This window comes from Hyphomonas johnsonii MHS-2 (genome assembly GCF_000685275.1).
GTDB lineage: Bacteria > Pseudomonadota > Alphaproteobacteria > Caulobacterales > Hyphomonadaceae > Hyphomonas > Hyphomonas johnsonii.
This window is the reverse complement of sequence record NZ_ARYK01000001.1, coordinates 872,924-891,354: the sequence shown is the minus strand read 5'-3', so window position 1 is coordinate 891,354 and position 18,431 is coordinate 872,924. Positions and strand designations below refer to the sequence as shown.

Genomic DNA, 18,431 nt, shown 5'->3' with positions numbered 1-18,431 from the left:
GGTAATCTGAGAATTTGCAGCCATATAGGGTGCCAGATCAGGTGTGTGCAATAATTGTTTATCACCGCGACTTGGCGTAACAGTCGCGAGCTGATGGGGACGCTGGCGATTCCGACCCGCCTTTTGCCCTCTATCACCCATGGAAGGGCTATTTCGGATGTCAAAAAAGCGTGTCGTATACGAAGGCAAGGCAAAGATCCTGTATGAAGGACCCGAGCCAGGCACATTGATCCAGTATTTCAAGGATGACGCGACGGCTTTCAACGCGCAGAAGAAGGCCGTGCTCGACGGCAAGGGCGTGCTGAACAACAGAATCAGCGAGTTCATGATGACCCGCCTCGGTGCGGTCGGCATCCCGACTCACTTCATCCGCCGCCTCAACATGCGCGAACAGTTGATCAAGAAGGTCGACATCATCCCCCTCGAAGTGGTCGTCCGCAATATTGCGGCAGGCACTTTGTCCAAACGCCTCGGCATCGAGGAAGGTCAGGTCCTGCCTCGGCCGATGGTCGAGTTTTACTACAAGGACGACGCTCTCGGCGATCCGCTCGTCACGGAAGAGCACATTGCTGCCTTCGGCTGGGCCGGCCCGCAGGAATATGACGACCTGATTTCACTGTCGCTTCGCGTGAACGACTTCATGTCCGGGCTGTTTGCCGCAGTCGGAATTCGCCTCGTCGATTTCAAGCTGGAGTTTGGTCGCTATTTCGAAGGTGACAGTGATGTCCCGCGTATCCTCCTCGCGGACGAGATCAGCCCGGACAGCTGCCGGTTGTGGGATTTTGAAACGGGTGAAAAGCTCGACAAGGACCGTTTCCGCCGCGACCTGGGCGGTGTGACCGAAGCCTATGCCGAAGTCGCCCGCCGCCTCGGCATCATCAAGGAATCAGGGGAAACGGACAATGTCGTGAGCTTTACCGGCGGCAAGTAAACCACCGCACAACGTTGCCATGCGCGTTCCAATCCCTGCCGGAGTGAGCTAAACGATGCGCGACTCAAACCTATGGAGCCTTGCCCGATGAAAGCCATTGTCCACGTTGCCCTCAAGGCTGGCGTCCTCGACCCACAGGGCAAGGCGGTCGCCGACACGCTCACTCGCATGGGTTACAAGGAAGTCGAAGCGGCGCGCATCAGCAAGGTGATCGAGCTTGACCTCGACAGCGGCCTGAGCGCGACCGACGCGGAGAACCGGGTCAAGGAAATGTGCGAGAAGCTGCTGGCGAACACGGTGATCGAAAGCTACCGGTTCGAACTCAGCGCCTGACCGCTGCGTCCGAGCATCATTCGGGCGCTTTACGAACATATTTTCCCGTGAACCACGGATCCCATGTGTCTGTCGCGGCGTTGTATTGCTCGAAATGCTGTGTGACAGACCCGTCCTCATTCGGCGTCCATTCGCCGGTAAAAGGCGCGCTCTGGCCACTCGCATGGTAGAGAATCCTGCCCTCAAGCTTCATTGATCCCTCCGGTGACAAGCCACCCGCATAGTCGATCACTGATCCCTTGCTGACCCATACCTGCCGCCACTTCCCGGAATCCGGCTCAAGGAAATTGTAGCTTTGACCGGTCGTCCCGGACGTCGACGTCCACCTCTCCACGAGGACGCATCCCCCCTCTTCCGGCAAGATCGTGTTTTCCCCCACCTTGTTGCCAGACCCGTCATAGACATCCCAAGTCCCGACCCAGAAGTCGAAGGCGTGATATGCTTCGCCTGAACAGGGCACGGGCGCCGGCGCCTCTTGCTGCGCGGCCGCAGATCCGCTTGCCATGATGACAAGGATTGGAACAAGGAATTGTCTCATCGGTTCGGCCTCCCGGGTTGCCTTTTATTATCACTCTTATTGTCAGATCCTCCAATACTCTGGCGGGAGCACCAGGCATTAATGTGAGCGATTAATCACTTGCGTGTAGTTCTGTCCCATGCTAGATGAAGCATGAAATCAAGGAGTACCGCATGCCCCGATCTACCGCTCCGGTTCAGGATCCCGCCAAGAAGCAGCGCGCACGCAATGCCCGCCCCAAGATTGAGCGCGCGGCGCTGAAGCTGTTTATCCATGAAGGCGTGGACGCGGCCACGACCCGTGAAATTGCGGAACAGGCCGGTGTCTCTGAGGGCGCGCTGTACCGGCACTACAAAGGCAAGGATGAACTGGCGCTTGCCCTGTTCATGGAAACGCACAATCGCCTTGGCAAGATGATGATGGAAGCCCTCGCCGCTGAAGGAACGCTCGAGGAAAAGATCGGCGCCGCCGTGTCAGCATACTGCCAGCTGGCCGACGAGGACTTCCTCCTGTTCTCGTTCCACCTCGTATCGCTGAACCGCTACCTGCCCTACGACAAACGCCGCGAGGACGACCCTGTCTCGATCACAGAACGCATCATCGCCGGCCTGATGGCAGAAGGCACCATTCCCAAGGGTGATCCGGCCCTGAAGGCTGCGATGGCCCTTGGTGTCATCATGCAGGCTGGACAGAACAAGATCTACAATCGCCTGCCCGGCCCGCTGTCCCAGCATGCCAGCGCCTTCACCAAGGCGATCATCGCTGTCCTGCATTCCGGCTGAACGCGGCGCCGTCCCCGGCCTCAAGAAAGCTCACACTCATGCGCGGTTTCCTCTTCACGGTTACCTACTACCTGCTGTCAGTCGGCTACGTGCTGGTTTCGCTGCCATTCCTGGCCCTGCCCGGGCGTGGTCCTGTCAGCCTGATCATTCGCAGCTACACGCGTGCGATGAACCTGAATCTTCGCCTCATCGGCGGCATCAGCAAGGAGGTTCGCGGGCGCGAAAACCTTCCGGATGGTGCCTTCATCATCGCGGCCAAGCACCAGAGTTGGGGCGACGGCTATCTTATCTATCCGGAAGTGAAGAACCTCGCTTTCGTGACCGGCGACCATCTCGAGAAGTTTCCCCTCGTCGGCGGCATCCTGCGCAAACTTGGCGCCATCGTCATCGACACCTGCGGCGGCGGCGATCGCAAAGCGGAATCCCTGCGTGAAGGCATGGAAGTTGCCCGCCAGGAAGGCCGCCGGATTCTCATTTATCCTGAAGGCCACCTCGCTCCGGTCGACCACCATTTTCGATACAAGCCGGGGGTCTGGCATATGGCCGAAGCGATGGGCGTACCGGTTGTCCCGGTGGCGACAAACATCGGGGTCTTCTGGAAGCAGCAGGAAACCCGCAAAACGCCAGGGCGCGCCGTCATCGAATTCCTCTCCCCCATTCCGGTCGGCCTTCCAAAGGACGAGTTCATGGCCCAGCTGACTGAGGTCGTGGAGGCACGCACGGCCGAACTCGTCGCCGAGGCGCGCGGCGGACCCGCCACCCGAGCCACACTCATCCCCGACCCACCCAACGGCACCGACGCCAAACCCGCCTCCGAAGACCCCGCCAGCTTATCTCAGGCATAAATCCCGTCAGCGCCCACGATTATATCTTTACGCGAGATATTTTTATTGTTATTCAATAAGGGCTCAGGATGTCCCGGGGGCAAATCGGGATGACCAACATGAAGACGAAACGAAACCTTGCGTGCATCAGCACCCTCACCATCGCCTTGGCGACAACTGCCGCCCTGCCTGCTTCTGCAAATGCGTGGAAAGCGTGGGAAGGCCAAGATCAGGCATCGCCACGCGCGATCTACTCAGACGCCACTGACCAGCAATCCGCACTGTTGACGTGTGGCGCCAACGGCCTGCTTTCCGCGATGATCACTGTAAAGCCCGCCTCGCTTCCCGAACAACTTGCCAAGAATGCGCCCTACTCCCGTTCGGAAAACGCCAGCGTGATGGTCGGTACGGCTGACGCCTATGAAACAACAGTGCGTGTCATCCCGGCGATTGATGTGATCGAAGCACGTTCACACAACGCAGCCGCCAAGGTTTTCAACGCAGCCGTGATCGGCGCCCCCCTGAAAATATCGGTCAGCCACTTCGGAGACGTCGAAACAGTGCTCCCTGAACCAAATGATGCCTTCAGGGCATTCGCCCGCGTGTGTGAGGAAAGCCGCAACGAAGGCAAAGAAAAGTAAGGCTCCGAACGGTCTCCCATTCCCTGCTTGACGCCTCCCTCAGATACGTGTTGATTTTCTATTTTAACGCGTATCGGGAGGCGGATCATGACGTGTCGCTCTACCAGGGCCAGCTGTCTTGTCCTCAGCTTGCTCTTCCTCTCACCCGGCAGCAGCTTTGCGGATGAACACGGCACTGACGGGGGACTCCACTGGGTCATGGAACGCGACCAGCTCTGGAGTGTGGACAGTTCAGACGCCGGTGATGCGCCCAACTTTTTCAGCTTTGTCCGAATCATAACGGTATCCGGCGGCGAAGGCCCGATCCTGCAACTCAGTTGCCAGGCAACAAGCAGGGGCGACCAGATGCTCCAGGCGGGAATCAAGCTCGACCCTGAGAACACGTACGAGCAAGCCCCGAAGGAACACCTGCGGCTTCTCGAGATGAGTGGAAAACTGACGGTCGGAGGCGATCGCAAAAGCGAGCGGTTCCAGTATCATCCCGACTCGTCAAAGATAACGCCTCGCAACCGCACGGTGCCTAAACGGCTGTTCAACGCCGTCGTGCGCGGCGATCCCGTCCAGCTGAAAGTCCGGAACAAGACCTACGATCTCGCCGTGCCTGGCGTCGATCCCGTTTTCACCATGTTCGCCAAGACCTGTCCGGTCACCAATGGCGGGACATTCGATGAATCCATTTTCGAGAATGCAAAGGGTATGCGGACAGAGGCAACAGCCACCGACTGATCTTCGCCTCAGGCGACGACCGGCACGATCGTCACGCTCTCACCACACCCGCACGCATCGGTCTGGTTGGGATTCCGGAATACGAACTTCTCGTGCAGCGGCGCTACTTCATAGTCGATCTGGCTGCCGAGCAGGAACAGGACAGCCTTGGCATCAATCAGGATCGTGACGCCATTCTCTTCGACGACTTCGTCCAGAGGCTCAGGCGCCATGGCATAGTCCATGACATATTCCATGCCGGCACACCCACCATTCTTCACGCCAACGCGCAGGAAACCTGCGCCGCGTTCTTGCATGATCTCCCGGACGCGCGTTGCCGCATCGTCAGTCAGGGTAACCGGTTTGGGGCGGGGTCGTCTGGCCATGATCAACAGATAAGGTCTGAAGGGCTGCGATTCAATTAAAGCATGTTCAGTGAGAGACGCGCTTCATCCGACATCCGCGACGGGTCCCATGGCGGATCGAACGTGAGGCGCACCTCGACGTCCGTGACGCCCTCGACCGTGCGCGCGGCCGTCTCCACCCATCCGGGCATATCGCCCGCCACAGGGCAGCCAGGGGCTGTCAGCGTCATATCCACGTCCACTTTGCGGTCATCATCGATATCGACCTTGTAGATCAGGCCCAATTCATAGATGTCGACCGGAATTTCAGGGTCATAGACCGTCTTGAAGGCAGCAATCAGCGCATCCGTAATGCGATTCAGCTCTTCGGGCGAAATCGCCGACGGTGCCGCGTCCGCTGGCGCGGATGCGTCAATCATGTCGCGAGAAGTCATGTCATCTGCCATGTGTGACCCTCTATACCAGCATTCCGCGCGCTTTTTCCAGCGCCTCAATGAAGACGTCGACTTCGGCTTCGGTATTGTAGATGCCAAAGCTTGCGCGGGCTGTCGCGCTAACTCCTAAATGGGTCATCAGCGGCTGGGCGCAATGGTGGCCGGCCCGGATGGCCACGCCATAGCGGTCGAGGATCTGCGCCAGGTCATGCGGATGGACGCCCTGAAGGCTGAATGACAGAACCGATCCCTTGCCGGGGGCCTCGCCGTGCACGGCAAGGCCGTTAATGCCCCGCAAGCCGTCACGTGCTTTCTGGTACAGCGCGTGCTCGTGCGCCTGAACCTCTGCCTGGTCGAACTGCCGGTACCACGCGATGGCGGCACCAAGCCCGATCGCCTCCAGAATAGGAGGTGTACCTGCCTCGAACTTGTGAGGGGCCTCGTTATAGGTGATCCGGTCCATGCTGACCGTCTCGATCATCTCTCCGCCGCCCTGATATGGCCGCGCCTCAGACAGCGCCGCCGCCGTCCCGTAGAGGATGCCGATACCGGTCGGGCCATACAGCTTGTGTCCGGAAAACACATACCAGTCACAGCCGATCGCCTGGACATCAACGCTGAGATGGACAGCCGCCTGGCAGCCATCGACCAGCACGCGTGCGCCCGCCGCATGCGCCAGGCGCGCGACCTCTGTCACGTCGTTCACAGTGCCAAGCACATTGCTCATGTGGCTGATCGCGACCATGCGCGTCTTCGGCCCGATGGCCGCACGCATTGCGTCCATGTCGAGCGAGCCGTCATCATTCAGGCCGACCCACCGCAGTACCGCGCCATTCCGCTCCCGCAGGAAATGCCACGGCACGATATTGGAATGGTGCTCCATCACTGACAGCACGATTTCGTCGCCGGTCTGGATTGTGCCAGCCAGCGCCGACGCGACGAGGTTGATGCCTTCCGTCGCGCCTTTTGTGAATATTATGGTGTCCGTATCCGGCGCATTCAGCAAACCGCGCGCGGCTTCCCGCGCCGCTTCGTAGGCTTCGGTCGTTTCATTCGACAGAGTATGAATACCACGGTGCACATTTGCGTATGACGTCCGACACTGGTTCGCCACCGCGTCAATCACGGCATTGGGTTTCTGCGCACTCGCCGCATTGTCGAAATAAACCAATGGTCGACCATGGATTTCACGCGTCAGGATCGGGAATTCCGCACGAATGGTCGCAACATCAAACGGACGGGTCATGATGCCAGCCAGTCCTGTGCTTCAGCCAGCATGACGTCCCGCACCGTCTCGTCAGCCGTTTCCAGCGCTTCGGCAATGAACGCCTCGGTCAACATGCCCCGCGCCTGGCGCTCCGGTATGCCCCGCTGGCGCAAATAGAACAGCTGCGCGTCATCGAGTGCGCCGGATGTGTTGCCGTGCGCGCACTGAACATCATCGGCATAAATTTCAAGTTCCGGCTTCGCGAAGACCTGGGCACCATCTTCCAGAAGGAGAACCTGGTGCTGCATGTCTGCATCCGTATGCTGGCCCGTGATGCGCGGCACCAGGAATTTGCCCTGGAACACGCCGGTACCGCCATCAAGCACGGCACCCTTGGTCAGCTGGCGCGTGACACATTCCGGCGCGCCATGCCGCACATGGCTCGTGATATCGGCGTGAAAGCCTTTTCCGGCGAGATAGGCTGCATTCAAGGTCAGGTGCGCGCCCGGCTGGCGGTGAACGACCCGGGTTTCGAGCCGCGACACTTTTGCGCCAAATGCCAGGGTCGTCTGGGTGACAGCCGCGCCGGCGTCGAGCGTCAGCGTGCTGGCGATGCCGATGGCATCTTCGGGCCCGCTACGCTGGTAGATCGTGCGGGTCAGCTTCGCTCCGGCTTCCAGCGTAAACTCGGAGAGCGCAGAGGCCATTCCAACTCCACCAAGATGGCTTTCAGTGACGACAAGTTCGGCGTTCGGTCGCAGAAGGAAAACAACCCGCGAGAAACTTGCCTCGCCGGCGCCTTCAAACACAAAGTGGAGGCGCGGAAGGTCGCGCCCTGAAATCTCGAACAGCAAAGTTGCCGGCTTGCTGTCGCTACCCGCCAGAGCCGCCGTCAACGCGCCGAGTGGCAGGTCTTCTGCGCTACTGAACGCCTGAACCTCGCGCTTGGCGAGCATCGAGATTCCGGATGGCAATGTCTTGGGATAGGCGAACCCGGAGGGAGTAAACCGGAACACGAGTGCCCCGTCATGCGGCAGGGGATCAGGGATCGCGGCCTGCTTCGGCCTGTCCAGAGATTTCAGTGACGCCCTGAAGTCGCTCCACTTCCAGGCCTCCATCCGCCGGTGCGGAAGCCCGGTTTCAGCGAATGCCAGAAACGCCCGTTCACGCCGCGCATCTTCCGGCTGCATGCCGTAACGTGCGACCAGTTCCAGTTCGGCCGCTGTCGGGTTCCTGATGAAATCGCGCAGGGCGGTGGTCACGCCGCCTCTCCCAGTACTCCGTCATAACCTTCCTTCTCGAGCCTCAGCGCGAGGTCAGGTCCGCCCGTCTTGATGATCCGGCCCTTGGCCAACACATGCACCTTGTCCGGCTTGATATAGTCGAGCAGGCGCTGGTAGTGCGTGATCACGAGCATGCCGCGAGAGGGATCACGCATCGCATTGACGCCGTCCGCCACGGTCTTCAGCGCATCGATATCAAGGCCGCTGTCAGTTTCGTCCAGGATCAGGAATTTCGGCTCCAGCATCATCATCTGGTAGATTTCGAGGCGCTTCTTCTCACCGCCCGAAAAGCCGACATTGACCGGCCGCTTCAGCATCTCAGCGTTGAGGTTCAGCGTCTTGCCGACCTCGCGCGAACGCTTGATGAAGTCCGGGGCCGACATTTCATCCTCGCCGCGCGCCTTGCGCTGGGCGTTGATAGCGGTGCGCACGAAGGTCATCACCGGCACCCCTGGAATCTCCACCGGATACTGGAATGACAGGAACATTCCCTTCGCGGCGCGGGTCTCGGGGTCCATCGCCAGGATGTCCTCGCCATTGAGGGTCGCACTGCCACCTGTGACGTCATAGCCATTCCGGCCCGTCAGCACGTAGGACAGGGTCGATTTGCCCGCCCCGTTCGGCCCCATGATTGCGTGGACCTCGCCCGCCGGAACGTCCAGCGTCAGCCCGTTCAAAATGCCTTTGGCCTCAGCCGCTTCACCAACAGTGGCGCTCAGATTTGTGATCTTCAACATGGAGCCGATGTAAGCCTCTCGTGACTAAAGGGAAAGCCCCTGCGACATCGCGCACAATCTGGTGCTGTGGTCGACGCGGCAAGACATCTCGCTCAAAACGGAATTTTTCGAATCCAGCGCGCCTTATCACCCTTCAACGCCAGTCACCTCAGCGCGTGATTACGCCTGTAAGCCGCGCAATCCGAAACCTCAGCTCCGCCAGCGTTCCAAACACCGATGACGCGGGATTTCCTGTTCGGCTGTACTAGCCAACACTGCCTTCGAGGCTGACCTTGAGCAGGCTTTGCGCCTCGACGGCGAATTCCATCGGCAGGTGCTGCAGCACGTCCCGCACGAACCCGTTCACCAGCAGGGCCACCGCGTCTTCTTCGGGGATTCCCCTCTGCCGCGCGTAGAACAGTTGGTCATCCGACAGTTTGGTTGTCGTCGCTTCATGCTCCAGCTGCGCGTCCGCGCGCCGGTTTTCGACGTAGGGAATCGTATGAGCCCCGCAATTCTGTCCGATCAGCAACGAGTCGCACTGGGTGAAATTGCGCGCCTTGTCGGCCTTGCGATTGACTGACACGAGCCCGCGATAGGTATTGTTAGACCTGCCGGCAGAGATGCCCTTTGAAATGATCCGGCTCTTCGTGCGCTTGCCGAGATGGATCATCTTCGTGCCGGTATCGGCCTGCTGGCGGCCATTCGTGACGGCGATGGAGTAGAACTCTCCGACACTGTCATCGCCGCGCAGGATGCAGGACGGGTATTTCCACGTCACCGCTGAACCTGTTTCCACCTGCGTCCAGGAAATCTTCGACCGGTCGCCCCGGCAATCGCCACGCTTGGTCACGAAATTGAAGATACCGCCATTTCCGTCCTCATCGCCCGGCCACCAGTTCTGGACCGTCGAATACTTGATCTCGGCATCGTCCAGCGCCACCAGCTCGACGACCGCCGCGTGCAGCTGGTTCTCGTCGCGCACCGGCGCAGTACAGCCTTCAAGGTAGGACACATGAGCCGCCTCATCCGCAATGATCAGCGTCCGCTCGAACTGGCCCGTATTTTCAGCGTTCATCCGGAAATAGGTCGACAGTTCCATAGGGCATCGCACGCCCTTCGGAATGTAAACGAATGTCCCGTCAGAGAAGACAGCACTGTTCAGCGTCGCGAAGAAATTGTCGGATTGCGGCACGACGGAGCCGAGATACTTCTTCACCAGGTCCGGGTATTCATGCACCGCTTCCGAGATCGACATGAAGATCACGCCGGCCTTCTTGAGTTCTGCACGAAACGTCGTCGCCACCGACACGGAGTCAAACACGGCATCTACCGCCACGCGCGGCTTCTCGCGTGCCTCTGCCGCAGTTTCGACCGCGCCCTCTACACCCAGCAGCACTTCGGCTTCCCTCAACGGGATTCCGAGCTTCTCGTAGGTCTCGAGGATTTCCTTTGGCACATCATCAATCGAGGCATATTTCGCCCCGGCCTTCGGCGCCGCGTAATAATAATAGGCTTGGTAGTCGATCTTGGGATAACGGACCATTGCCCATGTCGGCTCTTCCATGGTCAGCCAGCGTTCATAGGCCTTCAGGCGCCATTCAAGCAGCCACTCGGGTTCGTTCTTGGCTGCCGAGATATAGCGGATCGTCTCTTCAGACAGGCCTTTCGGCGCAAAGTCGGTTTCGATCGTGGTCGAGAAACCCGCCGAATAGTTCTCGGATTCCAGGGCCTTGGCAGCATCGACCGTCTTGGCGTCAATGCTGTCCTTGACCTGGACTTCTCCGCAGTCCTCGTCGTGTTCGGTGGTGCCGCCACAGCAGTCCATCACACCTTCTCCTTCAAAACCGTTCGTCGCGCCGCTTCCAGCCATGCCTCAGCCACACCGTCAAAATCGGCTGGCTCACTATTCCACCCAAAGCTGGTACGGATTGCCGATTCCGCAACCGCGTCAGATGCGCCCATGGCCATCAGCACGACAGATCGCTTGACCTTGCCCGAAGAGCAAGCGGATCCCGCAGACACGCACACCCCCGCAAGGTCCAGCGCCATGACCTGCGTTTCTGCCCTGAAACCAGTCCGCGCGAAGTTTGACGTTCCGGCCAGGCGCGGGCTTCCCTCGCCCGTGACAACGACTCCACCCTCGGCCTTCAGGCGCGATTCCATGGCATCCCGGTGCTTCGCGAGCGCCGCATATCTGGGCAAATCCCGCACCGCGGCCTCTGCAGCCGCACCAAAGCCGGCAATGCCCGCCACGTTTTCGGTTCCGGACCGCAATGACCGCTCCTGCCCGCCCCCATAAAGAATGGCCTTCAGCGGTGCCCCGGCCCGGTGCCACAAGGCACCTACACCCTGCGGGCCACCCACCTTGTGGGCTGAGACAGACAGGTAATCGACACCAAGGAGACCGACATTCACTGGAATCTTGCCCAGTCCCTGCACGGCATCGCAGATCGTCAGCCCGCCTGCTTCGCGCATGATCGAAGCGGCCTCGGCAACCGGTTGTATGATCCCGGTCTCATTGTTCGCCAGCATCAGGCACAGTACGGGCGTGCCCAACGTCTCCTTGTCCCAACGCGCCATCCGCAAGCGCAAATCATCAAGATCCAGCGTTCCGGCCGGAGTGACATACGCGGTTTGCACGATGGCGCCCGAATGGGCTGCCGACTTGGCAACGGCGTCGTGCTCGATGGCGGAGACGATCAACGTACAGCGTCCCTCCAGCGCGTCCACCACGCCCTGCACAGCGAGGGCGTCGGATTCCGTCCCACCCCCTGTAAAAATCAGGTCCGCGGCCCGGCTGCCTATTGCACCGCCCACCTGCGCCCGCGCACGCTCCACCACGGCCCGCGCTGCGCGTCCGCTCGTATGCACCGAAGACGGGTTTGTCGCGCCGATGTCGAAAGCTGCAAGCATGGCATCACGCGCTTCCGGGCGTAGCGGCGACGTGGCGTTGTGGTCAGCGTAGATCATGGATTTTGGTATAACCCTTCGGGCTTGAGTGCGCACCTGCAGAAAAATTTGCATTTCACAGTCCATTTGGCTTATGACCGCGCCCTTGCAAGAGAAACTACTGCGAGGGTGTCATGGCAGAACTGATCATTCCGGGGCCGCAGGGCCGAATTGAGGCGCGCTACACAGAGCCGCCATACCCCGGCGCCCCTATCGCGCTGGTACTGCACCCCCACCCCAAAGCGGGTGGCACCATGCAGGACCCCATCTCGATCATGCTGTACCAGATGTTCGAGCGCGCCGGATTCGGCGTCCTGCGCTACAATTCGCGCGGCGTCGGTCGCAGTCAGGGCGTCTACGACCAGGGCATCGGAGAACTCGAAGATGCTGCCTACGTCCTCGATTATATCGAGAACCTCAGCGAGAGCCCCCGCTATGTCTGGTGTGCCGGCTACAGCTTTGGGGCATGGATCACGCTGCAGCTTCTGATGCGCCGTCCGGAAATCGATGGATTCCTCGCCATCTCGCCGCCCGCCAATCACTACGACCTCTCGTTCCTTGCGCCGTGCCCCGCGTCGGGGCTCATCGTCAGCGGGGATGCGGATTCGATCGCCAGCCCGGAAGACGTCGAGCGTGCGCTGACCAAAGTGCGTGTCCAGAAAGGCGAAGTTATCGAACGTGCCAAGGTCAAGGGCGCGAACCATTTCTACGTCGACAAGCGCGACGAGTTGATCGAGCTGTGCGAGCAATACCTTCTCAAGCGGCTCGAAGATGCGGAAGAAAAACTGCGGCTGGAAGCCGAAGAAGACTAAGGTCCGCCTGCGCCGGCAATCGCTGCCCTGGAACCTGCGGGTATATCAGGGCAGCAGTTTGCCACCGGTCATCGGGCGTGGCGCACCCGTCGTTCCGGGCCAACTGATCGGCAAACCGCGGGCCGTCCGTGCCGCCAGGAAGGCGAAAGCCTCGGCTTCGATCGAATCCCCACGCCAACCGGCTGCTTCGGCGCTCAGCACTTCGCATGGCAGTGCATCCTGCAGCGCGGCCATAAGCGTCGGGTTATGACGGCCGCCACCACAGACGATGATGCGCTGCGGTGTTTCCGGCAGTTGCGCGACGCCAGCAGCCACTGCCCGTGCCGAAAAAGCGGTCAAGGTCGCCGCGCCATCTTCCACCGAAAGCCCACGCGCCATGCCGGCATTGAAATCGTAGCGATCCAGCGATTTGGGTGGACGTTCCGAGAACCAGGCATGGTCCAGCAGTTCAGCCAGACGCCCATCGTTCGCGCGTCCTGCCGCCGCCAATGCACCGCCAACGTCATGCGTCCCCCGCCCGTGGCTCGCAATCCATTCGTCGATCGGCCCGTTGGCCGGCCCCGTATCGAATGCGATCAGGGACCCGTCAGACATTCGCGCGGTAATATTCGCCACGCCGCCCATGTTCAGAACGGCGCTCGTCCCCGTACCAGCCCGCTCAAGCAGCGCCTTGTGATAGGCCGGCGCCAGGGGTGCGCCTTGCCCGCCTGCGCCGACATCGGCCGACCTGAAGTCATAAGCCAGCCGAATGCCAAGTCGCGCCTGTAGCGCCCCGGCATCAATCAGTTGCAGCGTTGCGCCCGGACGGCTTGGCTGGGGGCGCCTGTGGAGAACAGTCTGGCCGTGAACTCCGGCCAGCGCCGCGATCATCCCCTTCCCGCCCTCATCCCGCAGCATGTGCCACGCCTCCGCATGGGTCTGCGTCACCACCTTGCGGGCAGCCTCGAACGCCGTTTCCGGCGCGGGCCCTTCCCAATTCCAGGCCCGTGCGGCATCCGTTGCGTCCTGCAGGACTTGCCGTTCGGACGGGGCGTACTTGCGTTCAACAGCCGGCCCGAACTCCAGAACGCGTTCGCCGTCTGTCAGGATAAGCGCCGCATCAGTCGCATCCAGCGATGTCCCTGACATGAACCCTGCAACCCATACAGGTTCGCGATCGTGAATTGGATGGTTCAAGATTGCCCCGTTCCATGTTACGCGCCTGCGCTACGGAGAACACGAGACCATGAGCGAATACAAGTCGGAATTCCTGAAAACGCTGGATACGCGCGGCTTCATCAAGCAGATGACACACCCCGCTGAACTGGACGCTTATTGCGCTTCCGGGGTGCCCGTCGCCTATATCGGATTCGACGCGACAGCCGACAGCCTTCATGTCGGTTCGCTCCTGCAGATCATGATGCTGCGTCATTTCCAGCAGGCGGGCGGAAAACCCGTCGTCCTCATGGGCGGCGGTACGACCAAGGTCGGCGACCCGACGGACAAGGAAAAATCACGCCCCTTGCTGACAGACGACCAGATCGCGGCCAACATGGCCGGGATCAAGAAGGCGTTCGACCCGTTCCTGACTTTCGGTGACGGCCCGACGGACGCGATCATGGTCAACAATGACGACTGGCTTTCAAAGATCGGCTACGTCGAATTCCTGCGGGATTATGGCGTCCATTTCACGATCAACACCATGATCAAACAGGAGACTGTAGACCGCCGCCTTCGCAACGAGCAGCCCTACACATTCCTTGAATTCAACTACATGCTGCTCCAGGCGTATGATTTCCTTGAGCTTTACAGGCGTTACGGCGTCCGCCTGCAGCTTGGCGGATCTGACCAGTGGGGCAACATCGTGAACGGGGTCGACCTCACCCGGCGGGTCGCCGGTGGTGAAGCCTACGGTTTGACATCCCACCTCATCACGACGTCATCAGGCGGAAAGATGGGCAAGACTGCAGACGGAGCCGTATGGCTGAACGCAGAGAAAAAGAGCCCCTACGAATATTGGCAGTTCTGGCGGAATACCGAGGATGGCGATGTCGGCCGTTTCCTGCGCCTGTTTACAGAACTTCACCTCGACGAGATTCAGGCGCTCGAAGCGCTGGAAGGTGCCGAGATCAACGAGGCCAAAATTGCGCTGGCAAATGCGGCAACATCCCTGCTTCACGGTGAAGAGGAGGCCGCACGGTCGGCCGCCGCCGCAGCAGCAGTGTTTGAACAGGGCGCCACGGCGGACGCCTTGCCAACCGTGGACATCGCCCGTACCGACCTCGAATCTGGAATGCTTGCCGCGGCCGCATTCGCTGCGGCCGGCCTCGCAGCCAGCAATGGTGAAGCACGGCGCCTGATCAAACAGGGTGCTGCCCGGGTCAATGATTCCGCACTCTCAGACCCGAACGCCACGCTGGGCGTCACCGACATCATCGACGGTTCGATCAAGCTGTCCGCCGGCAAAAAGCGTCATGCCTTGTTGAAAGTGCTCTGAAGGCCGCCTGGCCTATTCGAATGTTTCTTCGGGGATGGGCGGCAGTTCTGACGGGATTGGCTCGTCGGGCGTCCTCGGCTTTGCTTCGGGAATCTTTGTATCCGACGGGTTCTCGAAGATCCTTCGAATGACGCCGGGCGCCAGCGCTGAAAGCGGGTTCACCGACACGCTCGCCTTTTCAAGCGTACCCCGAATTCCGTAAGTCAGCGAAAACACGCCTTCGCCATCGCGCCCGACGACAAGGTCGCCAATGATCGGAATACCGCCAAGCGCCGAGTTCATGCCAAAGCTCGGCACCAGCACGCCGTCGAATTCAATCGCGTTCGACTTGCCGTCCATGAAACCGCTCGCCGTCAGCCCCAGCGCTGGCCCCTGCGCCTTGGCGCCCGTGACGACATAGCGACCGTTCGAAATTGTGAGCGGCACGTCAATACGCGAGAACAGGACGCCTTCACCGCCCAGCGTGTCGGCCAGCCCCCGGAGCGAGGCCAGCGACAATATCTGCGTGAGAAAAGGGGCATTTCTCAAGCGCGCATTGGTGATTCCAATCTCGAACTTTGCCGGCGACTGATCCCTGGGCAGTGTTCCGACCAGATCGAGATCTCCCCCTTCAAGGAAATCCACATCCATGAATGCCTGCGCCATGAATCCCGCATTTCCGCTAACAATATGGATCGTCGCGCCTGTGGCGGACCCTGCGGCATCGTATGCTGCCGACAGAGGACTGCCATCATTGGCATTTCCGCTGGCAGTGAACAACGCGATGCCATTCACGCTGGTTTCAGCTGTTACGCTCGCCTTCCGCATGTCCAGGCCCGGTCGCAACGTGAGCGTTTCGATATCCGCGGAAATCCTGAGTGGCGTCTTGTTGCCCTCAGCCGAACTCCCCATCGCACCCAGACCCGACATTGCCCCGGACAGGTCCAGATAAGTGCCCGTCAGGTTCAGGTTGAGCACCCCATCATCCGTCCTGGACACTGACCCGCCGACATCCGCTGTGTCCGCAAGGTATGCGCGCCGCAATGCGGCCGAAACCAGCTTGTCATCCGCGCCAAGCGTGTACGCGATATCCAGAAAAGCCTGCTCGGACTTGAACAGGACAGTCGACTCGATTCTGCCGTCGACTTTCTTGTAACTCACGGATGCTTTTCCGGGCGCGCCTTTGGGCTTCACCCAGCCAATCTCAGAAATATCGATCCGCGCCTCTCCGAGGTCCAGCGCAGCTTCGGCCGATTCCAGTTGTTCACCACCCAGCTTGGCTTGCAGCTCGACAGGGACTTCGCCTGTCAGGTAGGCGCGTCCCAGCAGGCCAAAACTGTTAAGCACATCTGGCGTCACCACTGCGGTGGCTGACAGGTTGGAGGGCGCATCGTCATCGTTGAACCCGTCTCGCCAGGTGAACTGGACGGGTGTCGGGCCTAGCTGCCCGAAGCCGGTAATCGCTATGCCATCCTGGCTGGTGTCAACTTTCAATGCCCCGTCGGTGAGGTCGAACCCGAGCGCCGCCGCCTTCAGACCTGCGTTCTTGATGGACCCGATGGCCGTGAACCGGATCTTGTCATACGGCACATTGTCCAATGCGGGACGGAACATTTCAAACGTCAGTTCCGCATCCCCGCTCAACCGCTCAGGCTCGAAGTCGAGTTTGAGTTGCGACTCGACAAGGGTCTTCATCACGTTCTGCGCGGGCCCGTGCCCCTTGGCGAAAACACGGAAGTCCACGCCCTTGGGATTGAATGCCGGAAAATCGACTACACCGTCATCGACTGCCCAGCCGCCATACTCACCGCGCTCCACGATGACCTTGAAACTGTTGCCTGAAAGATGGCCCTTGCCGCCGGCAGATTCGACCGGCGGAAGATCGTCGGCGAACCGCACCTTCCCGCCAGTGATGGTAAAGTCCAGATTGAGATCTTCATCTCTCAGGTACCCGGCGGCAAGACTGTCACGCGACAGGTCAAGGTGCCCGGTGGCTGAGGTGATGACGCCTTCTTCCACGCGCCCGACCGCAAAGCGCCGCGCACCTGCACCCAGTCCGACGGGCCAGAACGCGAGGACGGTGTCCTTGCTCAGGTTGCCGGGCGACGCAAAATCCAGCGATCCGAGAATCCGGGGCTCGCCGGGCTGCCGATCCGGCGTCAGCATGATCGATCCGGACGCCTCCAACCGGTCTTCACCCCGCGTGAAAGTGACACTCGTGCTGCGCAGGGCATGTTCCTTCAAACCGATCTCGCCCGTCGCGACCACGTTCGTGAGTTCTACCGGTGCGGCGAATTGGGGCGTGAAGTCGAATTGAAACGTCGGGCTCGCCAACGTGAACCGATGAAACGCCTGGTCCTTGAAAGCATCCTGGAGCGTGATGAGCGCAGCGCCACTGAATGGCCCGGCCCCGGAAGTCGATATATCCGCGGACAATTCGTCTGAACCAGCAGAATAGGTTGAGAGGACCTTCAGGTCGGCGACGGGCACTCCCTCTGTCCCGATCGGCAGGACCCCCTTCCCCACATCAAGACTGGTGATCACCTGTTCGATGCCAGCCTCCTTTGTGACGTCAAAGGAAATGTCCAGATTTCCGGGTAAGCCTTCGAAATTCTCCGCGTCCAGGCCAAGCCGGCGAGCGAGTTCGGCAAGCGGCCACTCCGCGATGGCAAACTCGGCACGCAGGCGCTCGTTATTTTGAGACGTATCCAGAGTTACGGCAATTCCAGCTGGCAGCCCCTTGCCAACCCCGCGGCCGGAGAGCGCGAACAAAAGTCCGTCGGGCTTGCGCGTCATCCGTCCTTTCGCTCCCGACAGGGTGAGCAGCCGCGACTGGTCTGGCGCGCGCACGCGCACTTCGAAATCCTCAAGAGAAACGCTCTCGAGACTGATGCTGGACTGGACCTGCTCGACTCCAAGGAGCACGTTGGGCAGGACTTCGTTGGCGCGCGCACGCCATTCAGCGAGTGTTTGCGGAAGTTCGCCGGCAGGAATTTCGGGCAGCGGGTCTCCTGCCAGAGTCCACCTCGTGTCCGTAATACTGTCGACGTTTATCCAGCCATGGTCGAGGTTCATACCCAGCACCTCGATCTTGCCGAGGACCAGGGACGACCCGGAAAGAACAATGTCGGACCTGTCGGCCTCTGCAGCCAGCTCCCCGGCGGCATCAAACAGCTGCACGTCGTGCGCGTTGATAAGCACACGGCGATCCGCTGACGACCATTCCAGGAAAATGTCACCCAACTCGACCTTCCGACCTTGCCGGCCGTCAGTCAGGGCTTTTTCGACATCGTCTTTCAGCATGCTGAGCTTGACCGGCCCGTTCGCAAGGCGCGCAGCGAGCAGCGCCCCGCATACCAATACAAGCAGGATCAATCCGCCAAGAATCTCGAGGACGATCGTGGATGCGGTCTGGCGGACCAAAGGCACGCTCCTTGAGCTTTACGCGGTGGCGACTGAACAGTAGGGCTTCTG

Annotated in this window: 18 protein-coding genes; 8 read left to right on the top strand and 10 right to left on the bottom strand. The window is 60.4% G+C overall.

Going from position 1 to position 18,431, the window contains the following annotated elements:
* The first annotated feature begins 157 nt into the window (after nucleotides 1–157).
* Both purC and purS read left to right on the top strand, forming a co-directional pair.
* The gene (gene purC / locus HJO_RS04185; protein ID WP_035613792.1) at nucleotides 158–931 is read left to right on the top strand and encodes a phosphoribosylaminoimidazolesuccinocarboxamide synthase; all 774 of its coding nucleotides are present in this window, start codon (nucleotides 158–160) and stop codon (nucleotides 929–931) included.
* An 87-nt stretch (nucleotides 932–1,018) separates the two neighbouring features.
* A complete protein-coding gene (purS, locus tag HJO_RS04180; RefSeq protein ID WP_035613790.1) occupies nucleotides 1,019–1,264 on the top strand; it encodes a phosphoribosylformylglycinamidine synthase subunit PurS in 246 nt (81 codons plus the stop codon).
* Between the two features lie 16 nt (nucleotides 1,265–1,280).
* Here the strand turns inward: purS and HJO_RS17525 are convergent, their stop codons facing one another.
* Nucleotides 1,281–1,802, bottom strand: a complete 522-nt coding sequence (locus HJO_RS17525; protein WP_156945411.1) for a hypothetical protein — start codon at nucleotides 1,800–1,802, stop codon at nucleotides 1,281–1,283.
* Between the two features lie 152 nt (nucleotides 1,803–1,954).
* Here HJO_RS17525 and HJO_RS04170 point away from each other — a divergent pair, with 152 nt between their 5' ends.
* From HJO_RS04170 to HJO_RS04155, 4 genes are all read left to right on the top strand, one after another.
* The gene (locus HJO_RS04170) at nucleotides 1,955–2,563 is read left to right on the top strand and encodes a TetR/AcrR family transcriptional regulator (RefSeq protein ID WP_051618258.1); all 609 of its coding nucleotides are present in this window, start codon (nucleotides 1,955–1,957) and stop codon (nucleotides 2,561–2,563) included.
* A 38-nt stretch (nucleotides 2,564–2,601) separates the two neighbouring features.
* On the top strand, nucleotides 2,602–3,408 hold the full coding sequence (locus HJO_RS04165; protein ID WP_035613787.1) for a lysophospholipid acyltransferase family protein: 807 nt from the start codon (nucleotides 2,602–2,604) through the stop codon (nucleotides 3,406–3,408).
* An 89-nt stretch (nucleotides 3,409–3,497) separates the two neighbouring features.
* Nucleotides 3,498–4,028 carry a hypothetical protein gene (locus tag HJO_RS04160; RefSeq protein WP_035613785.1) on the top strand — a complete coding sequence of 177 codons (531 nt, stop codon included), beginning with the start codon at nucleotides 3,498–3,500 and terminating at the stop codon, nucleotides 4,026–4,028.
* An 87-nt stretch (nucleotides 4,029–4,115) separates the two neighbouring features.
* Nucleotides 4,116–4,754, top strand: a complete 639-nt coding sequence (locus tag HJO_RS04155) for a hypothetical protein (protein ID WP_156945409.1) — start codon at nucleotides 4,116–4,118, stop codon at nucleotides 4,752–4,754.
* Nucleotides 4,755–4,762: 8 nt separating this feature from the next.
* On the opposite strand, the gene HJO_RS04150 is transcribed toward HJO_RS04155, so the two are convergent.
* The 7 genes from HJO_RS04150 to HJO_RS04120 all read right to left on the bottom strand — a co-directional run bounded on the left by HJO_RS04150 (nucleotide 4,763) and on the right by HJO_RS04120 (nucleotide 11,711).
* Nucleotides 4,763–5,119: a HesB/IscA family protein gene (locus tag HJO_RS04150; RefSeq protein ID WP_035613782.1), complete on the bottom strand. Its 357-nt coding sequence runs from the start codon at nucleotides 5,117–5,119 to the stop codon at nucleotides 4,763–4,765.
* 35 nt (nucleotides 5,120–5,154) lie between these two features.
* Nucleotides 5,155–5,544: an SUF system Fe-S cluster assembly protein gene (locus tag HJO_RS04145; protein WP_035613780.1), complete on the bottom strand. Its 390-nt coding sequence runs from the start codon at nucleotides 5,542–5,544 to the stop codon at nucleotides 5,155–5,157.
* Between the two features lie 10 nt (nucleotides 5,545–5,554).
* Nucleotides 5,555–6,778, bottom strand: coding sequence for an aminotransferase class V-fold PLP-dependent enzyme (locus HJO_RS04140; protein ID WP_035613778.1), 1,224 nt, complete (start codon nucleotides 6,776–6,778; stop codon nucleotides 5,555–5,557).
* Nucleotides 6,775–8,001, bottom strand: coding sequence for a SufB/SufD family protein (locus HJO_RS04135; RefSeq protein ID WP_035613777.1), 1,227 nt, complete (start codon nucleotides 7,999–8,001; stop codon nucleotides 6,775–6,777). Before HJO_RS04135 ends, HJO_RS04140 begins: the two co-directional genes overlap by 4 nt.
* Nucleotides 7,998–8,759, bottom strand: a complete 762-nt coding sequence (gene sufC, locus HJO_RS04130; protein ID WP_035613774.1) for a Fe-S cluster assembly ATPase SufC — start codon at nucleotides 8,757–8,759, stop codon at nucleotides 7,998–8,000. The genes HJO_RS04135 and sufC overlap by 4 nt, the downstream gene beginning before the upstream one ends.
* 244 nt (nucleotides 8,760–9,003) lie before the next feature.
* On the bottom strand, nucleotides 9,004–10,566 hold the full coding sequence (sufB, locus tag HJO_RS04125; RefSeq protein ID WP_084141447.1) for a Fe-S cluster assembly protein SufB: 1,563 nt from the start codon (nucleotides 10,564–10,566) through the stop codon (nucleotides 9,004–9,006).
* Nucleotides 10,566–11,711 carry a cysteine desulfurase family protein gene (locus HJO_RS04120; RefSeq protein ID WP_035613772.1) on the bottom strand — a complete coding sequence of 382 codons (1,146 nt, stop codon included), beginning with the start codon at nucleotides 11,709–11,711 and terminating at the stop codon, nucleotides 10,566–10,568. Before HJO_RS04120 ends, sufB begins: the two co-directional genes overlap by 1 nt.
* A gap of 113 nt (nucleotides 11,712–11,824) precedes the next feature.
* Between HJO_RS04120 and HJO_RS04115 the strand changes: the two genes are divergently transcribed.
* Nucleotides 11,825–12,502 (top strand): alpha/beta hydrolase, encoded by a 678-nt coding sequence (locus HJO_RS04115; protein ID WP_035613770.1) that lies wholly within the window; start codon nucleotides 11,825–11,827, stop codon nucleotides 12,500–12,502.
* 45 nt (nucleotides 12,503–12,547) lie between these two features.
* Here the strand turns inward: HJO_RS04115 and HJO_RS04110 are convergent, their stop codons facing one another.
* Entirely contained in the window at nucleotides 12,548–13,666 is a 1,119-nt protein-coding gene (locus tag HJO_RS04110; RefSeq protein WP_422120067.1) for an anhydro-N-acetylmuramic acid kinase, read from the bottom strand.
* A gap of 61 nt (nucleotides 13,667–13,727) precedes the next feature.
* Between HJO_RS04110 and tyrS the strand changes: the two genes are divergently transcribed.
* The gene (gene tyrS / locus HJO_RS04105) at nucleotides 13,728–14,978 is read left to right on the top strand and encodes a tyrosine--tRNA ligase (RefSeq protein WP_035613765.1); all 1,251 of its coding nucleotides are present in this window, start codon (nucleotides 13,728–13,730) and stop codon (nucleotides 14,976–14,978) included.
* A gap of 12 nt (nucleotides 14,979–14,990) precedes the next feature.
* Here the strand turns inward: tyrS and HJO_RS04100 are convergent, their stop codons facing one another.
* On the bottom strand, nucleotides 14,991–18,380 hold the full coding sequence (locus HJO_RS04100; protein WP_035613761.1) for a YhdP family protein: 3,390 nt from the start codon (nucleotides 18,378–18,380) through the stop codon (nucleotides 14,991–14,993).
* Nucleotides 18,381–18,431: the final 51 nt, after the last annotated feature.